Consider the following 18,602-nt stretch of genomic DNA (forward strand, 5'->3'; position numbering starts at 1 on the left):
GGTCCTGCCCGGCTGCGGCGGGCGACGGCTACTGCGGGGCCACGGTACCGCAGGGCGGTTTTGGCGGTAGCGTCGTCGGTGGAGTGCCCGGAGGTGGTCCGGGCGCTGACGCCCACGGAGCGATGCGCGCAGGCGCTGAGGAGGCACCCGGATGCTGCCGAAGACGGTGCGGGGAGCGGTGGAGGTCGCCGCCGGACTGGTGGAGGAGGTCGGCAAGCGGGTGGTCGTGACCGCGGCCGGGCTGCTGGAGCGGACCGGCATCGACGTCACCGAGGTGGAGCGCCGGCTGGGTGGTCAGTTCCCCCCGTCCGCCAAGTCGCTGCAGACGCTCGCCGAGGAGGCGGTCACCGCCGGCCGGGCCGGGGTGGACCTCGCGGTCGGGGTGGCGCGCAGTGAGGTGGAGCGGGCCTTCGAGAAGGTCGGGGACCAGGTGACCAAGGTCGGCGTGGTGCTGGCCTACCTGGAGAGCAAGCTGCGCGAGGTCGAGGAGGACGGCGGGTCGCCGGCGAAGCCGGGGGCCGCGGCCTCGGAGCCCGGGCCGGCGCCGCGGGCGGACGCGCTGTTCGGGCAGGGCTGGGAGCAGGAGAACGACCCGGTGGTGCCGGCGGGCCGGGCGGCGGGGGAGCCGATAGTGGCCGAGCGCGTCGAGGTCGACGAGCCGGTGGAGGTCGACCCGGTGGTGCCGTCGGTCGCGCGGCCGGACCGGCAGACCGCGGGGGAGAAGGCCCCCGTGGCGGAACCGCCGGTGAAGAAGACCACGGCGAATAAGACCGCGACTCAGAAGGCTGTGGCTCAGAAGGCCGCGGCCAAGAAGGTGGCGGCCGAGAAGGCGACGCCCGCCGGTACGAAGCCGGCCGGAGCGAAGCCGGCCACCCGGAAGACGGCGGTGAAGAAGACCGCGACCGCGAAGAAGACCGCGGAGGGCAGGCGGACCGCGACCGGGCGGGCGGCCCAGGCGGCCCGCCAGGAGCAGCCGGCCAAGCGGACCGCGACGAAGAAGACCACCGTCCGGAGGACGAGCAGCACGAAGAAGCCGGAACGGCCCGATGCCTGACCCGGCCCCGGAGGTCCCGCCCGCCGGGCCCGTCACCGTCGGGCCGGCCACGGCCACGGCTGCGCCCGCCACCGCCGAGCCCTTCGCCGAAGGCCCGGCCGGCGCCGAAGCGCTCCCGCTGGGTGTCGAACTGTCCCCCACGGGCCACCCCGCCGTCGACGCCGGGCTGGCCCGACTGGCGGCGCTGGACGGGGTGCCGACCGACGCGCACGTCGCGGTGTACGAAGATGTTCACCAGCGGCTCACCGACACGTTGGCCGCGCTCGACCGGGAATGACCCGCAGAACCACCTGTAGGAGCTGAAACACCAGTGGCAGTGGCACGACGCCGTCTCGACGCGGAGCTGGTCCGCCGCAAGCTGGCCCGGTCGCGGGAGCACGCGTCCGAGCTGATCGCGGCCGGTCGGGTGACCATCGGCGGCACCACCGCGACCAAGCCGGCCACCCAGGTGGAGACCTCGGCTGCGGTCGTGGTGGCCGAGGACGCGAACGACCCCGACTACGTCTCGCGCGGCGGCCACAAGCTCGCCGGCGCCTTCGCCGCGTTCGTCCCGCAGGGCCTGGTGGTCGAGGGCCGCCGGGCGCTGGACGCGGGCGCGTCGACCGGCGGCTTCACCGACGTGCTGCTGCGCGCGGGGGCGGCGCACGTGCTGGCGGTGGACGTCGGCTACGGGCAGCTGGCCTGGTCGCTGCAGAGCGACGAGCGGGTGACGGTGATGGACCGCACCAACGTGCGCGAACTGACCCCGGAGCTGATCGGCGGCACGCCGGTCGACCTGGTGGTCGGGGACCTCTCGTTCATCTCGCTCGGCCTGGTGCTGCCCGCGCTGGCCCGTTGCGCGGCCGGGGACGCGGACCTGGTGATGATGGTCAAGCCGCAGTTCGAGATCGGCAAGGAGCGGCTCGGCAGCGGCGGTGTGGTGCGCAGCCCGCAGCTGCGGGCGGAGATGGTGCGCCAGGTCGCCGGGCAGGCGTGGGAGCTCGGGCTGGGCGTGCGGGCGGTCACCGCGAGCCCCCTGCCGGGGCCGTCGGGGAACGTCGAGTACTTCCTCTGGCTGCGCCGGGACGCCCCGGAGCTGGACCCGGCGGAGGCGGACCGGGCCGTCGCCGAGGGCCCCCGATAGGGTGCTCTGCGGACGTCCGGTCCGTCATGCTGAGTGACGCGGCCGCACCGGGCCGAGGGCGACCCGGCAGGCGTAGGGAGAGGGCAGCGGGCATGAGCGATGAACGTACGGTCTTCCTGATCGCGCACACCGGCCGGGAGGCCGCGTTGCGCAGTGTCGAAGGACTGGTGCACGGCCTGCTGAAGGCGGGGATCAGAATCCGGCTGCTCGCGGCCGAGGCGGTGGACCTGGATCTGCCGGACGGCGTCGAGCGGGTGGCCGGGGGGCCGGGGGCGGCGGACGGCTGCGAGCTGATCCTGGTCGCCGGCGGCGACGGGACGCTGCTGCGCGGTGCCGAGCTGGCCCGCGAGCACGGGCTGCCGATGCTCGGCATCAACCTGGGCCGGGTGGGGTTCCTCGCCGAGGCCGAGCGGGACGACCTCGCCGTGGTGGTCGAGCGGGTGGTCGACGCCGACTACGAGGTCGAGGAGCGGATGACCCTCGACGTGATCGTCCGGACCAACGGCGACATGGTGCACCACGACTGGGCGCTCAACGAGGCCTCGATCGAGAAGGCCTCCCGGGAGCGGATGCTGGAGGTGGTGACCGAGGTGGACGGCCGCCCGGTCTCCAACTTCGGCTGCGACGGGGTGGTCTGCGCGACGCCGACCGGTTCGACGGCGTACGCGTTCTCCGGCGGCGGACCGGTGGTCTGGCCGGAGGTGGAGGCGCTGCTGATGGTGCCGATCAGCGCGCACGCGCTGTTCGCCCGGCCGCTGGTGACTTCACCGGACTCGGTGCTGGCGGTGGAGGTGCAGCCGAAGACCCCGCACGGGGTGCTCTGGTGCGACGGCCGCCGCTCGGTCGAACTGCCCGCCGGCGCGCGGGTGGAGGTCCGCCGCGGGCAGACGCCGGTGCGGCTGGCCCGGCTGCACCGGGCGCCGTTCACCGACCGGCTGGTGGCGAAGTTCGCGCTGCCGGTGACGGGCTGGCGCGGCCGGGCGGAGACGCACTGAGGCGTGAACGCCTCGGTGTCGCGATGCCTTGACGTTTTGAGGCACTGACGCTGTGAGGTGGTGGCGCCTTGATGCTGTGACGCCTGGCGGTGCCGGGGCGTCCGCCGGGCCGGGGTGGATTCCCCGGCCCGGCGGACGCGTGGCCCGGTCAGACCGCCAGCGGCTGGCTGTCGTCGCCGGCGTCGCTCCAGCGGCCGCCGGCACCTGCCCGGGCGGCGAGGGCGGCGAGGCGGTCGACGGCGGCGGGTACGGCCGCGGCGGGCAGGGTCAGCGGGATCCGGATGTGGTGCTCGAAGGCCCCGTCCGAGCCGAAGCGGTTGCCCGCGGCGATCCGGATGCCACCCTGCTCGCCGGCCAGGGCCAGCGCCGCCCCGGAGACGCCGCCGGTGGCGACCCAGAGCGCGAGCCCGCCGGGCGGCATGGCGTAGTGCCACTCCGGCAGCCGTTGGCCCAGGGCGTCGGCGAAGGCGCCGGCGGTGGCCCGCAGCCGGTCCAGCTGGTGCGTGCGGACGGCGGCCAGCGGCTCCCCCAGCAGCTCGGCGGCGATCAGCTGGTCCAGTACGGGGGCGCCGACGTCGCTGTACACCCGCTCGGAGGCCAGCCGGCGGACCAGGGCGGGCGCGGCACGGATCCAGCCGATCCGCAGGCCGCCCCAGAGCAGCTTGCCGGCCGAGCCGACGGTGACGACCTGCGCGGAGCGGTCCAGCGCGGCCATCGGCCGGGGGAGCGGGGTGCCGTCCGGGACGCCCCAGCCGAGCTCGGCGGTGGTCTCGTCGACCAGCACCACCGTCCCGGCGGCCCGGGCCGCGGCCAGCAGCTCGCGGCGCTGCTCCTCGTCGACCAGGGCGCCGGTCGGATTGTGGAAGTCCGGGATCACGTAGGCGACCCGGGGCGCGGCGCCGTGCAGCACCCGGCGCCACTCGGGGAGGTCCCAGGCGGGCTGCCGGGCCGGTCCGCCGGGCCGGGCGAACGGGACGGGGACCAGCCTGGCGTCGCCGCGCCGCAGCGCTTGCAGGGCGTGCGCGTAGCTGGGGGCCTCGACGGCGACCCGGTCGCCGCGGCCGACCAGGGCCCGCTGCGCCAGGTACAGGCCGCCCATCGCGCCGATGGTGATCAGGATCTGGTCGGGTGCGGTCGGCAGCCCGCGCTCGGTGTAGCGGCGCGCCACCGCCTCGCGCAGGACCGGGACGCCTGAGGGGAAGTGGCCGTGCCCGGCGGCGTAGGCGGGCAGCTGCTCGACGGCGCGGGCGGCGGCCGCGCCGAGGAACGGCTGCGGGGCCGGCAGCGCGGCGACGCCGAGGTCGAGGACGCGGCCCTGCTCGTCCGGCGGTACCGGGTGCAGCGCGTCGCCGGGCGGCGGTGCCCCCTCGGGCAGGGCGGTCCAGCTGCCGGAGCCGCGCCGGCTGTGCAGGTAGCCGTCGCTGCGCAGGGCCTCGTACGCGGTGGCCACGGTGGTGCGGCTGAGCCCGAGGGCGAGGGCGAGCTCGCGTTCGGCGGGGAGCCTGGCACCGATCTGCAGGCGGCCCTCGGAGACCAGCAGCCGGATCTGCCCGGCCAGGGCCCGGTAGGCGGGCCGGCGGGTGGTGGCCGGCTCGGGCAGCCGGGCGCTGGCGAGCAGCCGGGCGAGCGCGGCGGGGGTGACGGTGGTGTGCCAGTCGGCCATGGCGGATCAGTCCACTTGCTCGGGATTGGCCCTGTCGCGGGCCTCATTGGCCTGTCCATCATGGCAGGGCGGCCATCGAGTCCGCCACCACCGGGGTGCCACCCCCGGGGTGCAGCACCACCCGCAGGAGACCCGATGGCCACCACGACCACGCCCGTACCGCCGCCCGTCGCCACCGCTTCCGCTGCCCCGGCCGCTTCCGCTGCCCCGGACGCCACTGCCGCCGCCGCCGGGCGCCGCCCGATCGCCGTCCGGCTGCTCGGCGACACCCACCGGCTGGGCCGCCGCCTCCCGCAGCTCGCCGTCGGCCTCGCCCTGTACGGCGCGAGCATGGGGCTGATGCTCCGCGCCGGGCTGGGCCTCGACCCGTGGGACGTCTTCCACCAGGGCCTCCAGCGCACCGTCGGCCTCTCCGTTGGCGCCTGGGTCACCATCTGCGGCGCCCTCGTCCTGCTGTTCTGGATCCCGCTGCGCCAGCGCCCCGGCCTCGGCACGATCGCCAACGTGCTGATGATCGGCGCGGCGATGGACGTCACCCTGCGGGTCGTCGGCACGCCCGGACCTCTGCCGGCCAGGATCGCCCTGATGGTCGGCTCGGTCCTGCTGAACGGCCTGGCCACCGGCCTGTACATCGGCGCCCGGTTCGGCCCGGGCCCGCGCGACGGCCTGATGACCGGCCTGCACCGGCGCACCGGCCGGTCCCTGCGGCTGATCCGAACCGGTATCGAACTCACCGTCCTGGCCGCCGGTGTCCTGCTCGGCGGCACCGCCGGCGTCGGCACCGTGGCATACGCGCTGGCCATCGGCCCGCTGGCGCAGCTCTTCCTGCCGTGGTGCACCGTGCCCACCGCTGCGCAAACCTCCCGGAAGGGATGAACTTGCGGGCGGGAGGTTGTCGCTCGTCGCGCGCCGGGGCTGGAACCTCGTAAGGTCGTCACCGTGTTGGACGAGATGCGGATACGGGATCTTGGGGTTATCGACGACGCGGTGGTCGAGCTCGCGCCCGGCTTCACCGCCGTGACCGGTGAGACCGGCGCCGGAAAGACCATGGTGGTGACGAGCCTCGGGCTGTTGCTCGGCGGCCGCGCCGACCCCGGTCTGGTGCGCAACGGCGCCGGGCGCGCGGTCGTCGAGGGCCGCCTCGAACTGCCCGCCGGCTCCCCGGCGGCGCTCCGCGCCGTCGAGGCCGGGGCCGAACTGGACGACGGCGCGCTGCTGATCAGCCGGACCGTCTCCGCCGAGGGCCGCTCGCGCGCCCACGTCGGCGGCCGGGCCGTGCCCGTCGGGCTGCTCGCCGAGCTCGGCGAGGACCTGATCGCCGTCCACGGCCAGACCGACCAGCAGCGCCTGCTCCGCCCGGCCCGCCAGCGCGGCGCGCTGGACCGGTACGCGGGCGAGGCGGTCGCCGAGCCGCTGGCCCGGTACCGCGAGGTCTACCGCCGGCTGCGCGAGGTCTCCGCCACCCTGGAGGAGCTGACCACCCGGGCCCGCGAGCGCGCCCAGGAGGCCGACCTGCTCCGCTTCGGGCTGGACGAGGTCGCCGCCGCCGAGCCGGTCTCCGGGGAGGACACCGATCTCGGCGCCGAGGCCGAGCGGCTCGGCCACGCCGACGCGCTCTCCTCGGCCGCGACCCTCGCGCACGCCGCCCTGGCGGGCGACCCGACCGACCCGGAGGCCCTGGACGCGGGCACCCTGCTCGCCCAGGCCCGCCGCGCCCTGGAGGCCGTCCGCCACCACGACGAGCGCCTCGCCGGCCTCGCCGACCGGCTGAACGAGGTCGGCTACCTGCTCGCCGACGTCGCGGGCGACCTGGCCGGCTACGCCGACGACCTGGACGCCGACCCGGTCCGGCTGGCCGCCGTCGAGGACCGCCGCTCCGTCCTGGCCCAGCTGCTGCGCAAGTACGGCGGCCCGGAGAACTCGCTGGCCGAGGTGCTGGCCTGGGCGGAGGAGGGCTCGGCCCGGCTCGCCGAGCTCGACGGCGACGACGAGCGGATCGACGAGCTGGGCGCCCGCGAGACCGAGCTGCGCGCCGAGCTGGCCGAGCTCGCCGCCGAGGTGTCGGCCGCCCGGCAGGACGCGGCCGGCCGCTTCGCCGGGGCCGTCTCCGCCGAGCTGGCCGAACTCGCCATGCCGCACGCCCGGGTGACCTTCTCGATCAGCCAGGTCGACGACCTCGCGGGGATCGAGATCGAGGGCCGCACCGTCGCCTACGGCGCGCACGGCGTCGACGAGGTCGAGGTGCTGCTCGCCCCGCACCCGGGCGCCCAGCCCCGGCCGATCGCCAAGGGCGCCTCCGGCGGTGAGCTCTCCCGCGTCATGCTCGCCGTCGAGGTGGTCTTCGCCGGCGCCGACCCCGTGCCCACCTACCTGTTCGACGAGGTGGACGCCGGCGTCGGCGGCAAGGCCGCCGTCGAGATCGGCCGCCGGCTCGCCAAACTGGCCGAGTCCGCCCAGGTCGTGGTCGTCACCCACCTCCCGCAGGTGGCCGCCTTCGCCGACCGGCACCTGGTGGTGGAGAAGACCAACGACGGCACCGTGACCCGCAGCGGTGTCAAGGTGCTGAACGACGAGGAGCGGGTGCGCGAACTCTCCAGGATGCTGGCCGGCCTGGAGGACTCCGAGCTGGGCCGGGCCCATGCCGAGGAGCTGCTGGCCGCCGCCCGGGCCCCGCGCCACCGGTAACCGTCACCGTTCGGCGCGGCCACCCCCACCGCGTCGGACGGCGACGCGCCCCGGGTGGCGCCGACTGTCCAAGAGGGCCGCCGACCTGGCATGGTGGCGGCTGGACACTGGCTTTCCAGTCCCCGAGCGTCGCTGGCGGGCAACCCTCGCACCGCGGCGCGCGAACCTGATCGAGTCGGATGCGAGACGACGTGGACCATTCCGCCGCCCGGGCCACCGCGGCCGCCCCTGAACCGGGTCAGCTGCACGTGGTGCTCGTCCTGGCCGCCAGTACCGGCGGCATCGGTGCGCACGTGCGCTCCCTGGCACAGGGCCTGGTCGCGCACGGCGTCGCCGTGACGGTGTGCGCGCCCGCCGGTACGGACGCGCTGTTCGGGTTCTCCCGCACCGGCGCCCGGTTCCACCTGGTCGACATCACTCCCACCGCGGGTGCCCGCAGCGATGCCACCGCGATCGGCGAGCTGCGCCGCGCCTTCACCGGCGCCGACGTGGTGCACGCCCACGGCCTGCGCGCCGGGCTCCTCTCCGACCTGGCGCTGCGCACCGCCGGCCGGTTCCCGGGCCTGCGCCCGGAGACCCCGCTGGTGGTCACCTCGCACCACGCACTGCTCGCCACCGGCATGGAGCGGCGGCTCCAGCGGCTGATGGAGCGCCGGGTGGCGCGCGCCGCCGACCTGGTGCTCGGCGCCTCCTCCGACCTGGTGGCCCGGGCCCGCGAGCTGGGTGCCACCGACGCCCGGCTCGGGCCGGTCGCGGCCCCGCCGATGCCGGAGGGCCGGCTGGAACGGGCCGCGGCCCGGGCCGCGCTGCTCGGCGACGGACCGGACCGCCCGCTCGTCCTCTCCGTGGGCCGGCTCGTCCCGCAGAAGGCCTTCGGCGTGCTGCTGGACGCCGCCCGGGAGCTGTCCGCGCTGGATCCGGAGCCGCTGCTGCTGCTCGCCGGGGACGGCCCGGAGGGCGCCGCGCTGCGCGAGCGGGTGGCGGCGGAGAAGCTGCCCGTCCGGCTGCTCGGCTACCGCACCGACGTACCGGACCTGCTGGCCGCCGCCGACGTGGTGGTGCTCTCCAGCCGCTGGGAGGCCCGTTCGCTGGTGGTCCAGGAGGCGATGCGGGCCGGCGTGCCGGTGGTCGCCACCGCCGTCGGCGGCGTGCCCGAGCTGGTCGGGGACGCCGCCGTGCTCGTCCCGCCCGGTGACGCGGCGGCGCTCAGCCGGGCGGTCGGCGCGCTGCTGGCCGACCCGGGGCGGCGGGAGCGGCTGGCCGCCGCGGGCCGGCAGCAGGCGGAGACCTGGCCGGACGAGGCCGCGACCGTCGCCCAGGTGCTCAGCACCTACGACGAACTGGTGCAGCGCACCGGGTAGGGCGCGTCCGCCGGACGCGCCCCACCCGGGACCGGCCGGATCAGACCGTGGCCTGCTCGGCCCGGTCGGCGGCCAGGCCGTCCGGCTGCGCGGAGAGGTAGGCGCCCCCGCAGGCGGTCAGCCGCAGCGCGGTGTCGATCAGCGGCACGTGGCTGAAGGCCTGGGGGAAGTTGCCCACCTGGCGCTTCTCCCGCGGGTCCCACTCCTCGGCGAGCAGCCCGAGGTCGTTGCGCAGCGCCAGCAGCTTGTCGAACAGCTCGCGCGCCTCCTGCACCCGGCCGATCATGGCGAGGTCGTCGGCCAGCCAGAACGAGCACGCCAGGAAGGCGCCCTCGTGGCCGGAGAGGCCGTCGACGTTGTTGCCGCTCTCGTCGTGGGTGGGGTAGCGCAGCACGAAGCCGTCCTCGGTGGAGAGCTCGCGCTGGATCGCCTCGATGGTGCCGATCACCCGCTTGTCGTCCGGCGGGAGGAAGCCGACCTGCGGGATCAGCAGCAGCGAGGCGTCCAGCTCGTGGCCGCCGTAGTACTGCGTGAAGGTGTTGCGCTCGGGGTCGTAACCCTTCTCGCAGACGTCCCGGTGGATGGTCGCGCGCAGCTCGCGCCAGCGCTCCAGGTGGCCGTCGGAGGGTGCGTCCTCGGGGGTCTGCTCCAGCAGCTTGATGGTGCGGTCGACGGCGACCCAGGCCATCACCTTGGAGTGGACGAAGTGCCGGCGCGGGCCGCGGACCTCCCAGATGCCCTCGTCCGGCTCCTGCCAGTGCTCCTCCAGGTACTCGATCAGCCGCAGCTGGAGGTGGTGGGCGTGGTCGTTGCGGACCAGGCCGGTCATGTGGGCCAGGTGCAGGGCCTCGACGACCTCGCCGTAGACGTCCAGCTGGAGCTGGCCGGCCGCGCCGTTGCCGACCCGCACCGGCTGGGAGCCCTCGTAGCCGGGCAGCCAGTCCAGCGAGGACTCGGTGAGCTCGCGCTCGCCGGCGATGCCGTACATGATCTGCAGGTTCTCCGGATCCCCGGCGACGGCGCGCAGCAGCCACTCGCGCCACGCCCTGGCCTCGTCCCGGTAGCCGGTGCGCAGCAGCGAGGAGAGGGTGATGGCGGCGTCGCGCAGCCAGGTGTAGCGGTAGTCCCAGTTGCGCTCGCCGCCGATGTCCTCGGGCAGCGAGGTGGTGGGGGCGGCGACGATGCCGCCGGTGGGGGCGTAGGTGAGGCCCTTGAGGGTGATCAGCGAGCGGATCACCGCCTCCCGGTAGGGGCCCTGGTAGGTGCACTGGCCGGCCCACTCGTGCCAGAAGTCGGCGGTGGCGTCGAGCATCTCCTCGGCGTCCGGCGCGGTCGGCGCCTCCAGGTGGGAGGCCTGCCAGGTGAGCGCGAAGGCGATCCGTTCGCCGGCGGTGACGGTGAAGTCCGCGTAGGTGGTGAGGTTGCGGCCGTAGGTGTCGGCCTCGCCGTCCAGCCAGACCGAGTCGGGGCCGGCCACGGCGACGGTGCGGTGCCCGCCGTCGGGCTGCTCGACCCGGTGCACCCAGGGGACGATCCGGCCGTAGCTGAACCGCATCCGCACCGCCGAGCGCATCCGGACGGTGCCGCTGAGGCCCTCGACGATGCGGATCATCTGGGGGACGGAGTCGCGGCCGGCGAGCGGCCGCGGGGGCATGAAGTCGATCACCCGGACGCTGCCGCCCGCGCAGTCCCACTCCTGCTCCAGGATCAGCGAGTCGCCCCGGTAGCGGCGCCGGTCGGCCGGGACGGCGGGCGCCGCGGCGGTGGGCGGCGGGACGCGGAGGTCACCGGTGTCGGTGAACGCGGCCCGGGCGGCCGCCGGGTCCGGGGCGGCCGCGGGGGCGGGCAGCTCGGTGGCGACCACTTCGGCCGGGCCGATCCGCCAGAAGCCGTGTTCATCGGTGCCGAGCAGCCCGGCGAACACGGCGGGCGAGTCGAACCGGGGCAGGCACATCCAATCGACCGCCCCGTCCCTGCTGACCAGGGCGGCGGTCTGCATGTCCCCGATGAGTGCGTAGTCCTCGATACGGCCGGCCACGTGGATCTCCAGTTCGCAATGTGGTCACGACGCATCGGCGATCCGGGGGGAGCGAGCGGGTCTGCGGGGCCGGGGGCCATCCCGGGACGTCCGGCCCGCCGTTGGGTGGTGGCGGGCCTTGCTGGAGTGTCCGCACGGGGCTCGGTCGAGCCCCTGGAGTGGGTGGGAGGAGCTGGATTACGGGGAGGTCCGGTCGCGCATCGGGGACCGAGAGGTGTCCTGACCCTCCCACGCCCTCCGCGTGCTCTTGCTGTCGGCGATGCGTCCGTGCAGCTTACGACGGACGAAAGGGGCGAAGCACGCGGGCGCAGCTCTGCGTGGCGCCGCAATTCGGCGGAAATGCCGTGCATCGCAGTGGTGCCGGGCAGGATGGCTCGGAAGGATCAGCTCCGGATGGTCCACCGGGAGGGCCGGTGATGGCCCGGGCGAGTGCCGCCGGGTGGCCCGACCGGGCCGGTGGTGCGACCGGTGTGACACGTGCGCCGTGTGATGCGCTTGTGGTGCGCCGGGGAGTGCGCCGGGCGTGTGGTTCCGCGCCCCCCGGGACGGGCGGGAACGCGTCCGGGCCGGGGCACTGATACCCTGGTATCCCGTGGACCGGTGGGATCAAACGCCCCGGACCAGCCGAACCGGCGACCTCCGGGCGACGTGCACCGCACCCCGCCCCCGTCGGCAGGCGAGCCGCGAGCCTCCCGCCCACGTCACCTTCGACACGCGACCCACGGGAGCCCCCTCTTGGCACAGCCCCATTCCGGCAAGGCATCGAACAGCCGCGCCGTGACGACCAAGCACCTCTTCGTCACCGGGGGTGTCGCCTCGTCGCTCGGCAAGGGCCTCACCGCCTCCAGCCTGGGCGCACTGCTCAAGGCCCGCGGCCTGCGTGTGACGATGCAGAAGCTCGACCCGTACCTCAACGTGGACCCGGGCACCATGAACCCGTTCCAGCACGGTGAGGTCTTCGTCACCGACGACGGGGCCGAGACAGACCTCGACGTCGGCCACTACGAGCGGTTCCTCGACACCAACCTGCACGGCTCGGCGAACGTCACCACCGGTCAGGTGTACTCGACGGTCATCGCCAAGGAGCGTCGCGGCGAGTACCTGGGCGACACCGTCCAGGTCATCCCGCACATCACCAACGAGATCAAGGCCCGGATCCGCCGGATGGCGACCGAGGACGTCGACGTGGTGATCACCGAGGTCGGCGGCACCGTCGGCGACATCGAGTCGCTGCCGTTCCTGGAGGCCGTCCGCCAGGTCCGCCACGAGGTCGGCCGGGACAACGTGTTCTTCGTGCACGTCTCCCTGCTGCCCTACATCGGCCCCTCGGGCGAGCTGAAGACCAAGCCCACCCAGCACTCGGTGGCCGCGCTGCGCAACATCGGCATCCAGCCGGACGCCATCGTGCTGCGCGCCGACCGCGAGGTCCCGCAGGCCATCAAGCGCAAGATCTCGCTGATGTGCGACGTGGACGAGGAGGCCGTGGTCGCGGCCATCGACGCCAAGTCGATCTACGACATCCCCAAGGTCCTGCACGGCGAGGGCCTGGACGCGTACGTGGTGCGCCGCCTGGACCTGCCGTTCCGCGACGTGGACTGGACCACCTGGGACGACCTGCTGCGGCGCGTCCACGAGCCGCAGCACATCGTCAAGGTCGCGCTGGTCGGCAAGTACATCGACCTGCCGGACGCCTACCTGTCGGTGACCGAGGCGCTGCGCGCCGGCGGCTTCGCCAACAACGCCCGGGTCGAGATCAAGTGGGTCACCTCGGACGACTGCGAGACCCCCGAGGGCGCCCTCGAACAGCTCGGTGACGTGGACGCGATCTGCATCCCCGGCGGCTTCGGCGACCGCGGCGTCAACGGCAAGGTCGGCGCGATCACCTACGCCCGCGAGAACAAGGTCCCGCTGCTGGGCCTCTGCCTCGGCCTGCAGTGCGTCGTCATCGAGGCCGCCCGTAACCTGGCCGGCCTGCCCGAGGCCAACTCGACCGAGTTCGACGCGGCGGCCAAGCACCCGGTCGTCTCCACCATGGCCGAGCAGCTGGCGATCGTCGACGGCAAGGGCGACCTGGGCGGCACCATGCGTCTGGGCCTCTACCCGGCCAAGCTCGCCGAGGGCTCGATCGTCCGCGAGGTCTACGCCGGCGAGCAGTACGTCGAGGAGCGCCACCGCCACCGCTACGAGGTCAACAACGCGTACCGCGCCGACCTGGAGAAGACCGGCCTGCAGTTCTCCGGCCTCTCCCCGAAGGGCGACCTGGTCGAGTACGTCGAGTACCCGCGCGAGGTCCACCCCTACCTGGTGGCCACCCAGGCCCACCCGGAGCTGAAGTCCCGCCCGACCCGCCCGCACCCGCTGTTCGCGGGCCTGGTGAAGGCGGCCATCGAGATCAAGACCGCCGCGCAGTAATTGCCCGGCTCTTCACCGCACGGCGGCTCCGCGATTCCCGCGGGGCCGCCGTTCGGCGTTAGATTGTGTCGTACTGACGAAAAGGGGAGACCGATGGACGACCAGGACACCTTCGACCGGGACGCCTTCGACCGGGACGCCTTCGACCGGGGCGGCTCCGGCTCCGACGGCTCTGACCGCCGCGACGGCTCCGACCGCGACGGTGCCGGGCGGCGGATCGCGGACGTGGCCGAGGAGTGGGAGGTGCGGGGGAGCACGACGCCGTTCCAGGGCAAGGTCACCGGGGTGCGCAGCGAGGAGGTCCGGATGCCCGACGGCGGCTGGGCCCGCCGCGACTACCAGATCCACCCCGGCTCGGTCTCCGTCCTCGCGCTGGACGACCAGCAGCGGGTGCTGATCCTGCGCCAGTACCGCCACCCCGTCCGGCAGCGGCTCTGGGAGCTGCCGGCCGGCCTGCTCGACGTCCCCGGCGAGAACCCGCTGCACGCCGCCCAGCGCGAGCTGTACGAGGAGGCCCACTGCAAGGCCGGTACCTGGCGGGTGCTGGTCGACTTCTACACCTCGCCCGGCGGCACCGACGAGGCCCTTCGGCTCTTCCTCGCCACCGACCTCGCCGAGGCCGAGGGTGAGCGCTACGAGGCGCACGGGGAGGAGCTGGAGATCGAGACCGCCCGGGTGCCGGTCGCCGAGCTGGTCCGGCTGATCCACGCGGGCGAACTGCACAACCCGACCCTGATCACCGGCACGCTCGCCCTGCACGCCGCGCTCACCGGCCCCGGCGGCCTGGACGCGCTGCGCCCCGCCGACTCGCCCTGGCCGGCCCGGCCCTTCGAGGCCTGAGCCGCGGGCGCCGGTGCGCTTCCGGAGCCGGTGCGGTCCCGGTGCGGTCCCGGGGCGCCGTCGTTCCGGGGGCTCCGTTGATCCGCGGGGGTGATTTGCCGGTTCGTACGACCGGATGTCACCTCGGCCGAGCCTGATGGTCGAACTACGCTTCGCAGACAGGGCGCCCGTCCCGGGCAGCCTCCGCTGAGCGCTGGGTGACGTCGGGAGTGGCACGGGTGGCGAGGAAGACGGCGACCATGGAAGCGGGCCCCGACGCACCCGTCGAGGGCGTTCCCGGGCTGGAGCGACTGCCCGCCGGGCCCGAACTGCTCGTGGGTCGGCGGGCCGAGCTGGCCGCGCTGCGGGCCGCCGCCGCGCGCCCGGCCGAGGGCCGCAGCCCGGTCCTGGTGCTGGCGGGCCGGCCCGGCTCCGGCCGGACGACGCTGGCGGCCCGGTTCGCCGTCACCGTCGCCGCCGACTACCCGGACGGCGTGCTCTTCGCCCGGCTCTCCGCTCCCGACGGCGGGCGGGTGCCGCCCGCCCGGGCCGCCCGCCGGCTGCTGGAGCAGCTCGGCGCGGACGGCGCGGGCGTTCCGCTGCCCGGCGCCGTCGAGGACGGCCGGGACGAGCCGGCCTGCGTCGCGCTGCGCGAGGCACTGGCCGGGCGGCGGGTCCTGGTGGTGCTGGACGACGTCCGCGACGCCGGGCAGGTCTGGCCACTGCTCGCGGACGAGCCGGGCTGCCTGGTGCTGGCGACCACCGCCGGACCGCTCACCGGGATCGAGGACATCGACCCCGTCATCCTCGGCGGGCTCGACCGGCAGGCCTCCGGCGAACTGCTCGGCGCCCTCGTCGGCGGGACCAGGATCAGCTGCGACCCGGTGGGCGGGGCCGACCTCGCGGAGGCCTGCGCCTCCCGGCCGGCCGCGCTGCGGCTGATGGCCGGGTGGCTGCGGAGCAACCCGAAGCTGGCCGTCACGGACGCCGCCCGGGAGCTGGCGCAGGCACTGGCGGCGCGGGAGCCGGAGGGTGTGCCGAGCGGGAAGGCGGAGGGTGCGGCCGACGGGAAGGCGGGCGCGAAGCCGGGCGTGAAGGCGGGCGCGCGGCCGGGCGGGGACTCCGGGGGGACTTCGCAGGGGAAGCCCGCCGGGGCGCGGGGCGGCGCTCCGGACGCGAAGAACGGCGGGAGGCCGGACGGGACGCGCAACGGGGCGCCGGACCGGACTCCGAGCGGGGCGCCGGCCGGCACGCGGCCGGGCCGGGACGGCTCCGGGCCGGGTGAGGCGGCCGTGGGCCGGGGGAAGGATCCCGGGCGCCCGGCGGCGCAGTCGGGGCCGGAGCCCCCGGCACCGGGGCGCAACGGGCGGCGGCGAGCCGCGGCCAAGGACGGGAAGCCCGCCACCGTGGGTGCCGAGCGGCCCGGGCCGGTGCCCGCGACCGGCCGGACTGCCGCGGGCACCGAGCCCGCCGCCGAGCCGCCGACCGACCCGGCCGGCTGGGTCCGGCCCGGGCCCGAGCCCGCCGAGCCCGTCCCCGTCCCGGACAACGACCCGCTGGTCGGTGCCTTCACCCTCCTCTACGACACGCTGCCGGCCGCCCAGGCCCGGCTGCTGCGCGCGCTCACGCTGGCCCCCGCCCAGACGGCGGACCTGCGGACCGCCTCCGCGCTGGTCGGCTGCCCGGCCCCGGAGGCCGCCACTGCGCTGGCCGCGCTCGCCGAGCGGGAGCTGCTCGGCGAGGAGCCGCCCGCCGCCGACGGCACCCCCCGCTACCGGGTGCCCGGCCGGCTCTACCCGCGGCTGGTCCGGCTGCGCGACCGGGAGGACCGCCCCGCCGAGCTCGAACTCGCCAGGGCCCGGCTGCTGGAGCGCCTGGTGCGGCTCACCGAGTCGGCCCGGGCCCTGCTGGACCCGGCCGACGGCCCCGCTCCGGAGCCCCTGCCGGGCCCGCTGCGGCTGCGCTCGGCCGCCCAGGCCCGGCAGTGGCTGCTCGGCGAGCGCGACGTGCTCCTGGGGGCCGTCGCCGACGCGATCGGCCAGGGGGATCTGGACGGCTCGGCGGGCCGGCTGGTCACCGCCCTGCTGCGGTCGCTGCCGCTGACCGGCGCCGCCGCCCCCGCCGACCTCTACCAACTGCACGAACTGGTGCTGACCGTCGCCGAGCGGCACGGCAAGCCGCGCCGGGCCGCCGCCGCGCTGCTCAACCTGGGGGACCTCCAGGCCGCCGCCGGCCGCTGGGAGCAGGCCGGCGGGCACTACCGGGCCGCCCTGGAGCACGCCCGTTCGGCGGACGACGAGCCGCTCTGTGCCCGCGCGCTGGAGGGCGCGGCCGGCTGCCACCGGGCGCTCGGCGACGCGGTGCGCGCCGCCGACTGGTACAACCGGGCGCTCGGACTGCGGCAGTCGATGGGCGACCAGCCCGCCGAGGCCCGGCTGCTCGCCCGGGTGGCGGAGGCGCACACCGGGCAGCGCCGTTTCGAGGAGGCCGAGCGGGAGTACCGCGCCTCCCTGTCGGTGCTGCGCCGGCTGGGCGACGAGCGCGGGCAGCAGGCCGTCGGCAGCGCACTGGCGGAGCTGCGGGAACGTCTCGACGCCGGGTGGTAGGACCCCCTTCGGGAGTATTGTCAGAGTTGCCTGGTTGGGAGAGCTTTGGCGGGAAGATCGCTACGGAAGCCTACGAACCTGCCAATGTCTCCGGCGTATTTATTCACTTTGGAAGGCTGACACGCCGCCTGGGCTTCATTACACTCGAACTCAGTCGCGCAGCGAAACGTGCCCCGGTGCCTTCCGGAGGTCTCCCCACGTGCGCGTCGCCCGCCGGTCTTCTCCGGTAGGGACCCCCATGGCAAGAGGACGTGTTTAGCCGTGAAGGTCGGCATCCCCCGCGAGGTCAAGAACCACGAGTACCGCGTGGCCATCACGCCCGCCGGCGTGCATGAGCTGGTCCGCAACGGACACGAGGTCTACATCGAGGACAACGCCGGTCTCGGCTCCTCGATCCCGAACGAGGAGTACGTGGCCGCCGGCGCCACCATCCTCCCCGGCGCCGACGAGGTGTGGGCCACCGCAGACCTGCTGCTCAAGGTCAAGGAGCCCATCGCCCAGGAGTACCACCGTCTGCGCAAGGGCCAGACCCTCTTCACGTACCTGCACCTCGCGGCCGACCGCGCCGGCACCGACGCGCTGGTCGCGTCCGGTACCACCGCGATCGCGTACGAGACCGTGCAGCTCGCCAACGGCGCCCTGCCGCTGCTCGCCCCGATGTCCGAGGTCGCGGGCCGGCTGGCCCCGCAGGTCGGCTCGTACCACCTGATGCGCCCGGCCGGCGGCCGCGGCGTGCTGCCCGGCGGCGTGCCCGGCACCCACCCGGCGAAGGCCGTCGTCATCGGCGGTGGCGTCTCCGGCTGGCACGCGGCCACCATCGCGATCGGCATGGGCTACGAGGTGACCCTGCTGGACCGCGACATCAACAAGCTGCGCGAGGCCGACAAGGTCTTCGGCACCAAGATCAAGGCCATCGCCTCCAACGCGTTCGAGCTGGAGAAGGCCGTTCTGGAGGCCGACCTGGTGATCGGCGCGGTGCTGATCCCGGGCGCCAAGGCCCCGAAGCTCGTCACCAACGAGCTGGTCTCCCGCATGAAGCCGGGCTCCGTGCTCGTCGACATCGCCATCGACCAGGGCGGCTGCTTCGAGGACTCGCACGCCACCACGCACGCCGAGCCGACCTTCCAGGTCCACAACTCGGTCTTCTACTGCGTGGCGAACATGCCGGGCGCCGTCCCGAACACCTCCACCTACGCGCTGACCAACGCCACGCTGCCCTACATCGTGGAGCTGGCCAACCGTGGCTGGAAGGACGCGCTGCGTCGCGACCCGGCTCTGGCCAAGGGCCTGAACGTGCACGAGGGCCAGATCACCTTCGGTGCCGTGGCCGAGGCCTTCGGCCTGGAGTCCGTCTCCCTGGAGAGCGTGCTCGCCTGATCACGTCGTCCCAGGTCGGAACGGGTCCGCGCCCTCGCGGGCGCTGACCCGTTCCGACCTCGGCCGTCCCCGCAGGGCGGCCCACAGGCCCCCGACCCGCCCTCCGTGCGCACCCGTGCGCGCGGAGGGGTCCACCCACGGGTCGGGGGCTTTGCCATGCCCGTGAACAGCCGGTGGCGCGGGCGGGTCGCTCTGTCGTCAATTTCTGTGGGTCGCGTCACCCGACCGCAGAAACGTTAGGGTCAAGGGGCCGCACATCCCTTGACAGAGGGATGCCCGATAGTCGACACATCCTGCCCACTACCGTGGATTGTGTTGCTGCGAACGCCTTGAACGGCCTAGAGTCGCAAACCGTCGGCATGCTGCCACGCTGACGAATCGACATAGAGTCCTGGATGCCCAAGGAGGTAAGACGACTTGTGAATGAGTCGACATTTGCTCCCGGGGGTGGTCAGCCAGGACTGGCGGC

The 18,602-nt window shown here is 74.8% G+C and carries 13 protein-coding genes; 11 read left to right on the forward strand and 2 right to left on the reverse strand.

Going from position 1 to position 18,602, the window contains the following annotated elements:
• The first annotated feature begins 151 nt into the window (after positions 1-151).
• The 4 genes from OH807_RS29940 (at position 152) to OH807_RS29955 (ending at position 3,172) form a co-directional block, all read left to right on the forward strand.
• Entirely contained in the window at positions 152-1,054 is a 903-nt protein-coding gene (locus OH807_RS29940) for a hypothetical protein (RefSeq protein WP_406204995.1), read from the forward strand.
• Positions 1,047-1,331: a hypothetical protein gene (locus tag OH807_RS29945; RefSeq protein ID WP_406204998.1), complete on the forward strand. Its 285-nt coding sequence runs from the start codon at positions 1,047-1,049 to the stop codon at positions 1,329-1,331. The genes OH807_RS29940 and OH807_RS29945 overlap by 8 nt, the downstream gene beginning before the upstream one ends.
• A gap of 39 nt (positions 1,332-1,370) precedes the next feature.
• Positions 1,371-2,177, forward strand: coding sequence for a TlyA family RNA methyltransferase (locus OH807_RS29950; protein WP_406205000.1), 807 nt, complete (start codon positions 1,371-1,373; stop codon positions 2,175-2,177).
• Between the two features lie 92 nt (positions 2,178-2,269).
• Positions 2,270-3,172, forward strand: a complete 903-nt coding sequence (locus OH807_RS29955; RefSeq protein ID WP_406205003.1) for an NAD kinase — start codon at positions 2,270-2,272, stop codon at positions 3,170-3,172.
• A gap of 148 nt (positions 3,173-3,320) precedes the next feature.
• Here OH807_RS29955 and OH807_RS29960 read toward each other — a convergent pair whose 3' ends face one another.
• Positions 3,321-4,835 carry a PLP-dependent aminotransferase family protein gene (locus OH807_RS29960; protein WP_406205006.1) on the reverse strand — a complete coding sequence of 505 codons (1,515 nt, stop codon included), beginning with the start codon at positions 4,833-4,835 and terminating at the stop codon, positions 3,321-3,323.
• A gap of 135 nt (positions 4,836-4,970) precedes the next feature.
• Here OH807_RS29960 and OH807_RS29965 point away from each other — a divergent pair, with 135 nt between their 5' ends.
• The 3 genes from OH807_RS29965 (at position 4,971) to OH807_RS29975 (ending at position 8,881) form a co-directional block, all read left to right on the forward strand.
• Positions 4,971-5,711: a YitT family protein gene (locus OH807_RS29965; RefSeq protein ID WP_406205008.1), complete on the forward strand. Its 741-nt coding sequence runs from the start codon at positions 4,971-4,973 to the stop codon at positions 5,709-5,711.
• Between the two features lie 75 nt (positions 5,712-5,786).
• Positions 5,787-7,520 (forward strand): DNA repair protein RecN, encoded by a 1,734-nt coding sequence (gene recN, locus OH807_RS29970; protein ID WP_406211273.1) that lies wholly within the window; start codon positions 5,787-5,789, stop codon positions 7,518-7,520.
• A gap of 179 nt (positions 7,521-7,699) precedes the next feature.
• Complete coding sequence (locus OH807_RS29975; protein WP_406205011.1) at positions 7,700-8,881, forward strand: glycosyltransferase family 4 protein; 1,182 nt, start codon at positions 7,700-7,702, stop codon at positions 8,879-8,881.
• Between the two features lie 40 nt (positions 8,882-8,921).
• Here the strand turns inward: OH807_RS29975 and OH807_RS29980 are convergent, their stop codons facing one another.
• Complete coding sequence (locus tag OH807_RS29980; protein ID WP_406205014.1) at positions 8,922-10,919, reverse strand: glycoside hydrolase family 15 protein; 1,998 nt, start codon at positions 10,917-10,919, stop codon at positions 8,922-8,924.
• A 777-nt stretch (positions 10,920-11,696) separates the two neighbouring features.
• Between OH807_RS29980 and OH807_RS29985 the strand changes: the two genes are divergently transcribed.
• From OH807_RS29985 to ald, 4 genes are all read left to right on the forward strand, one after another.
• Positions 11,697-13,331, forward strand: a complete 1,635-nt coding sequence (locus tag OH807_RS29985; protein WP_406205017.1) for a CTP synthase — start codon at positions 11,697-11,699, stop codon at positions 13,329-13,331.
• Between the two features lie 93 nt (positions 13,332-13,424).
• Positions 13,425-14,171, forward strand: coding sequence for an NUDIX domain-containing protein (locus tag OH807_RS29990; RefSeq protein ID WP_406205019.1), 747 nt, complete (start codon positions 13,425-13,427; stop codon positions 14,169-14,171).
• Positions 14,172-14,410: 239 nt separating this feature from the next.
• Positions 14,411-16,756, forward strand: coding sequence for a tetratricopeptide repeat protein (locus OH807_RS29995; protein WP_406205022.1), 2,346 nt, complete (start codon positions 14,411-14,413; stop codon positions 16,754-16,756).
• Between the two features lie 261 nt (positions 16,757-17,017).
• Positions 17,018-18,133 carry an alanine dehydrogenase gene (gene ald, locus OH807_RS30000; protein ID WP_406205025.1) on the forward strand — a complete coding sequence of 372 codons (1,116 nt, stop codon included), beginning with the start codon at positions 17,018-17,020 and terminating at the stop codon, positions 18,131-18,133.
• Positions 18,134-18,602 lie beyond the last annotated feature (469 nt).

Origin of the sequence: Kitasatospora sp. NBC_01560 (assembly GCF_045208415.1) — a bacterium.
Classification (GTDB): domain Bacteria; phylum Actinomycetota; class Actinomycetes; order Streptomycetales; family Streptomycetaceae; genus Kitasatospora.

What these genes read in the sequence shown, in the direction of transcription:
- recN (WP_406211273.1), top strand. Translation starts at nt 5,787, where the DNA reads ATGCGGATACGGGATCTTGGGGTTATCGACGACGCGGTGGTCGAGCTC.
- OH807_RS29945 (WP_406204998.1), top strand. Translation starts at nt 1,047, where the DNA reads ATGCCTGACCCGGCCCCGGAGGTCCCGCCCGCCGGGCCCGTCACCGTC.
- OH807_RS29960 (WP_406205006.1), bottom strand. Translation starts at nt 4,835, where the DNA reads ATGGCCGACTGGCACACCACCGTCACCCCCGCCGCGCTCGCCCGGCTG.
- OH807_RS29955 (WP_406205003.1), top strand. Translation starts at nt 2,270, where the DNA reads ATGAGCGATGAACGTACGGTCTTCCTGATCGCGCACACCGGCCGGGAG.
- OH807_RS29995 (WP_406205022.1), top strand. Translation starts at nt 14,411, where the DNA reads ATGGAAGCGGGCCCCGACGCACCCGTCGAGGGCGTTCCCGGGCTGGAG.
- OH807_RS29975 (WP_406205011.1), top strand. Translation starts at nt 7,700, where the DNA reads ATGCGAGACGACGTGGACCATTCCGCCGCCCGGGCCACCGCGGCCGCC.
- OH807_RS29965 (WP_406205008.1), top strand. Translation starts at nt 4,971, where the DNA reads ATGGCCACCACGACCACGCCCGTACCGCCGCCCGTCGCCACCGCTTCC.
- OH807_RS29990 (WP_406205019.1), top strand. Translation starts at nt 13,425, where the DNA reads ATGGACGACCAGGACACCTTCGACCGGGACGCCTTCGACCGGGACGCC.
- OH807_RS29940 (WP_406204995.1), top strand. Translation starts at nt 152, where the DNA reads ATGCTGCCGAAGACGGTGCGGGGAGCGGTGGAGGTCGCCGCCGGACTG.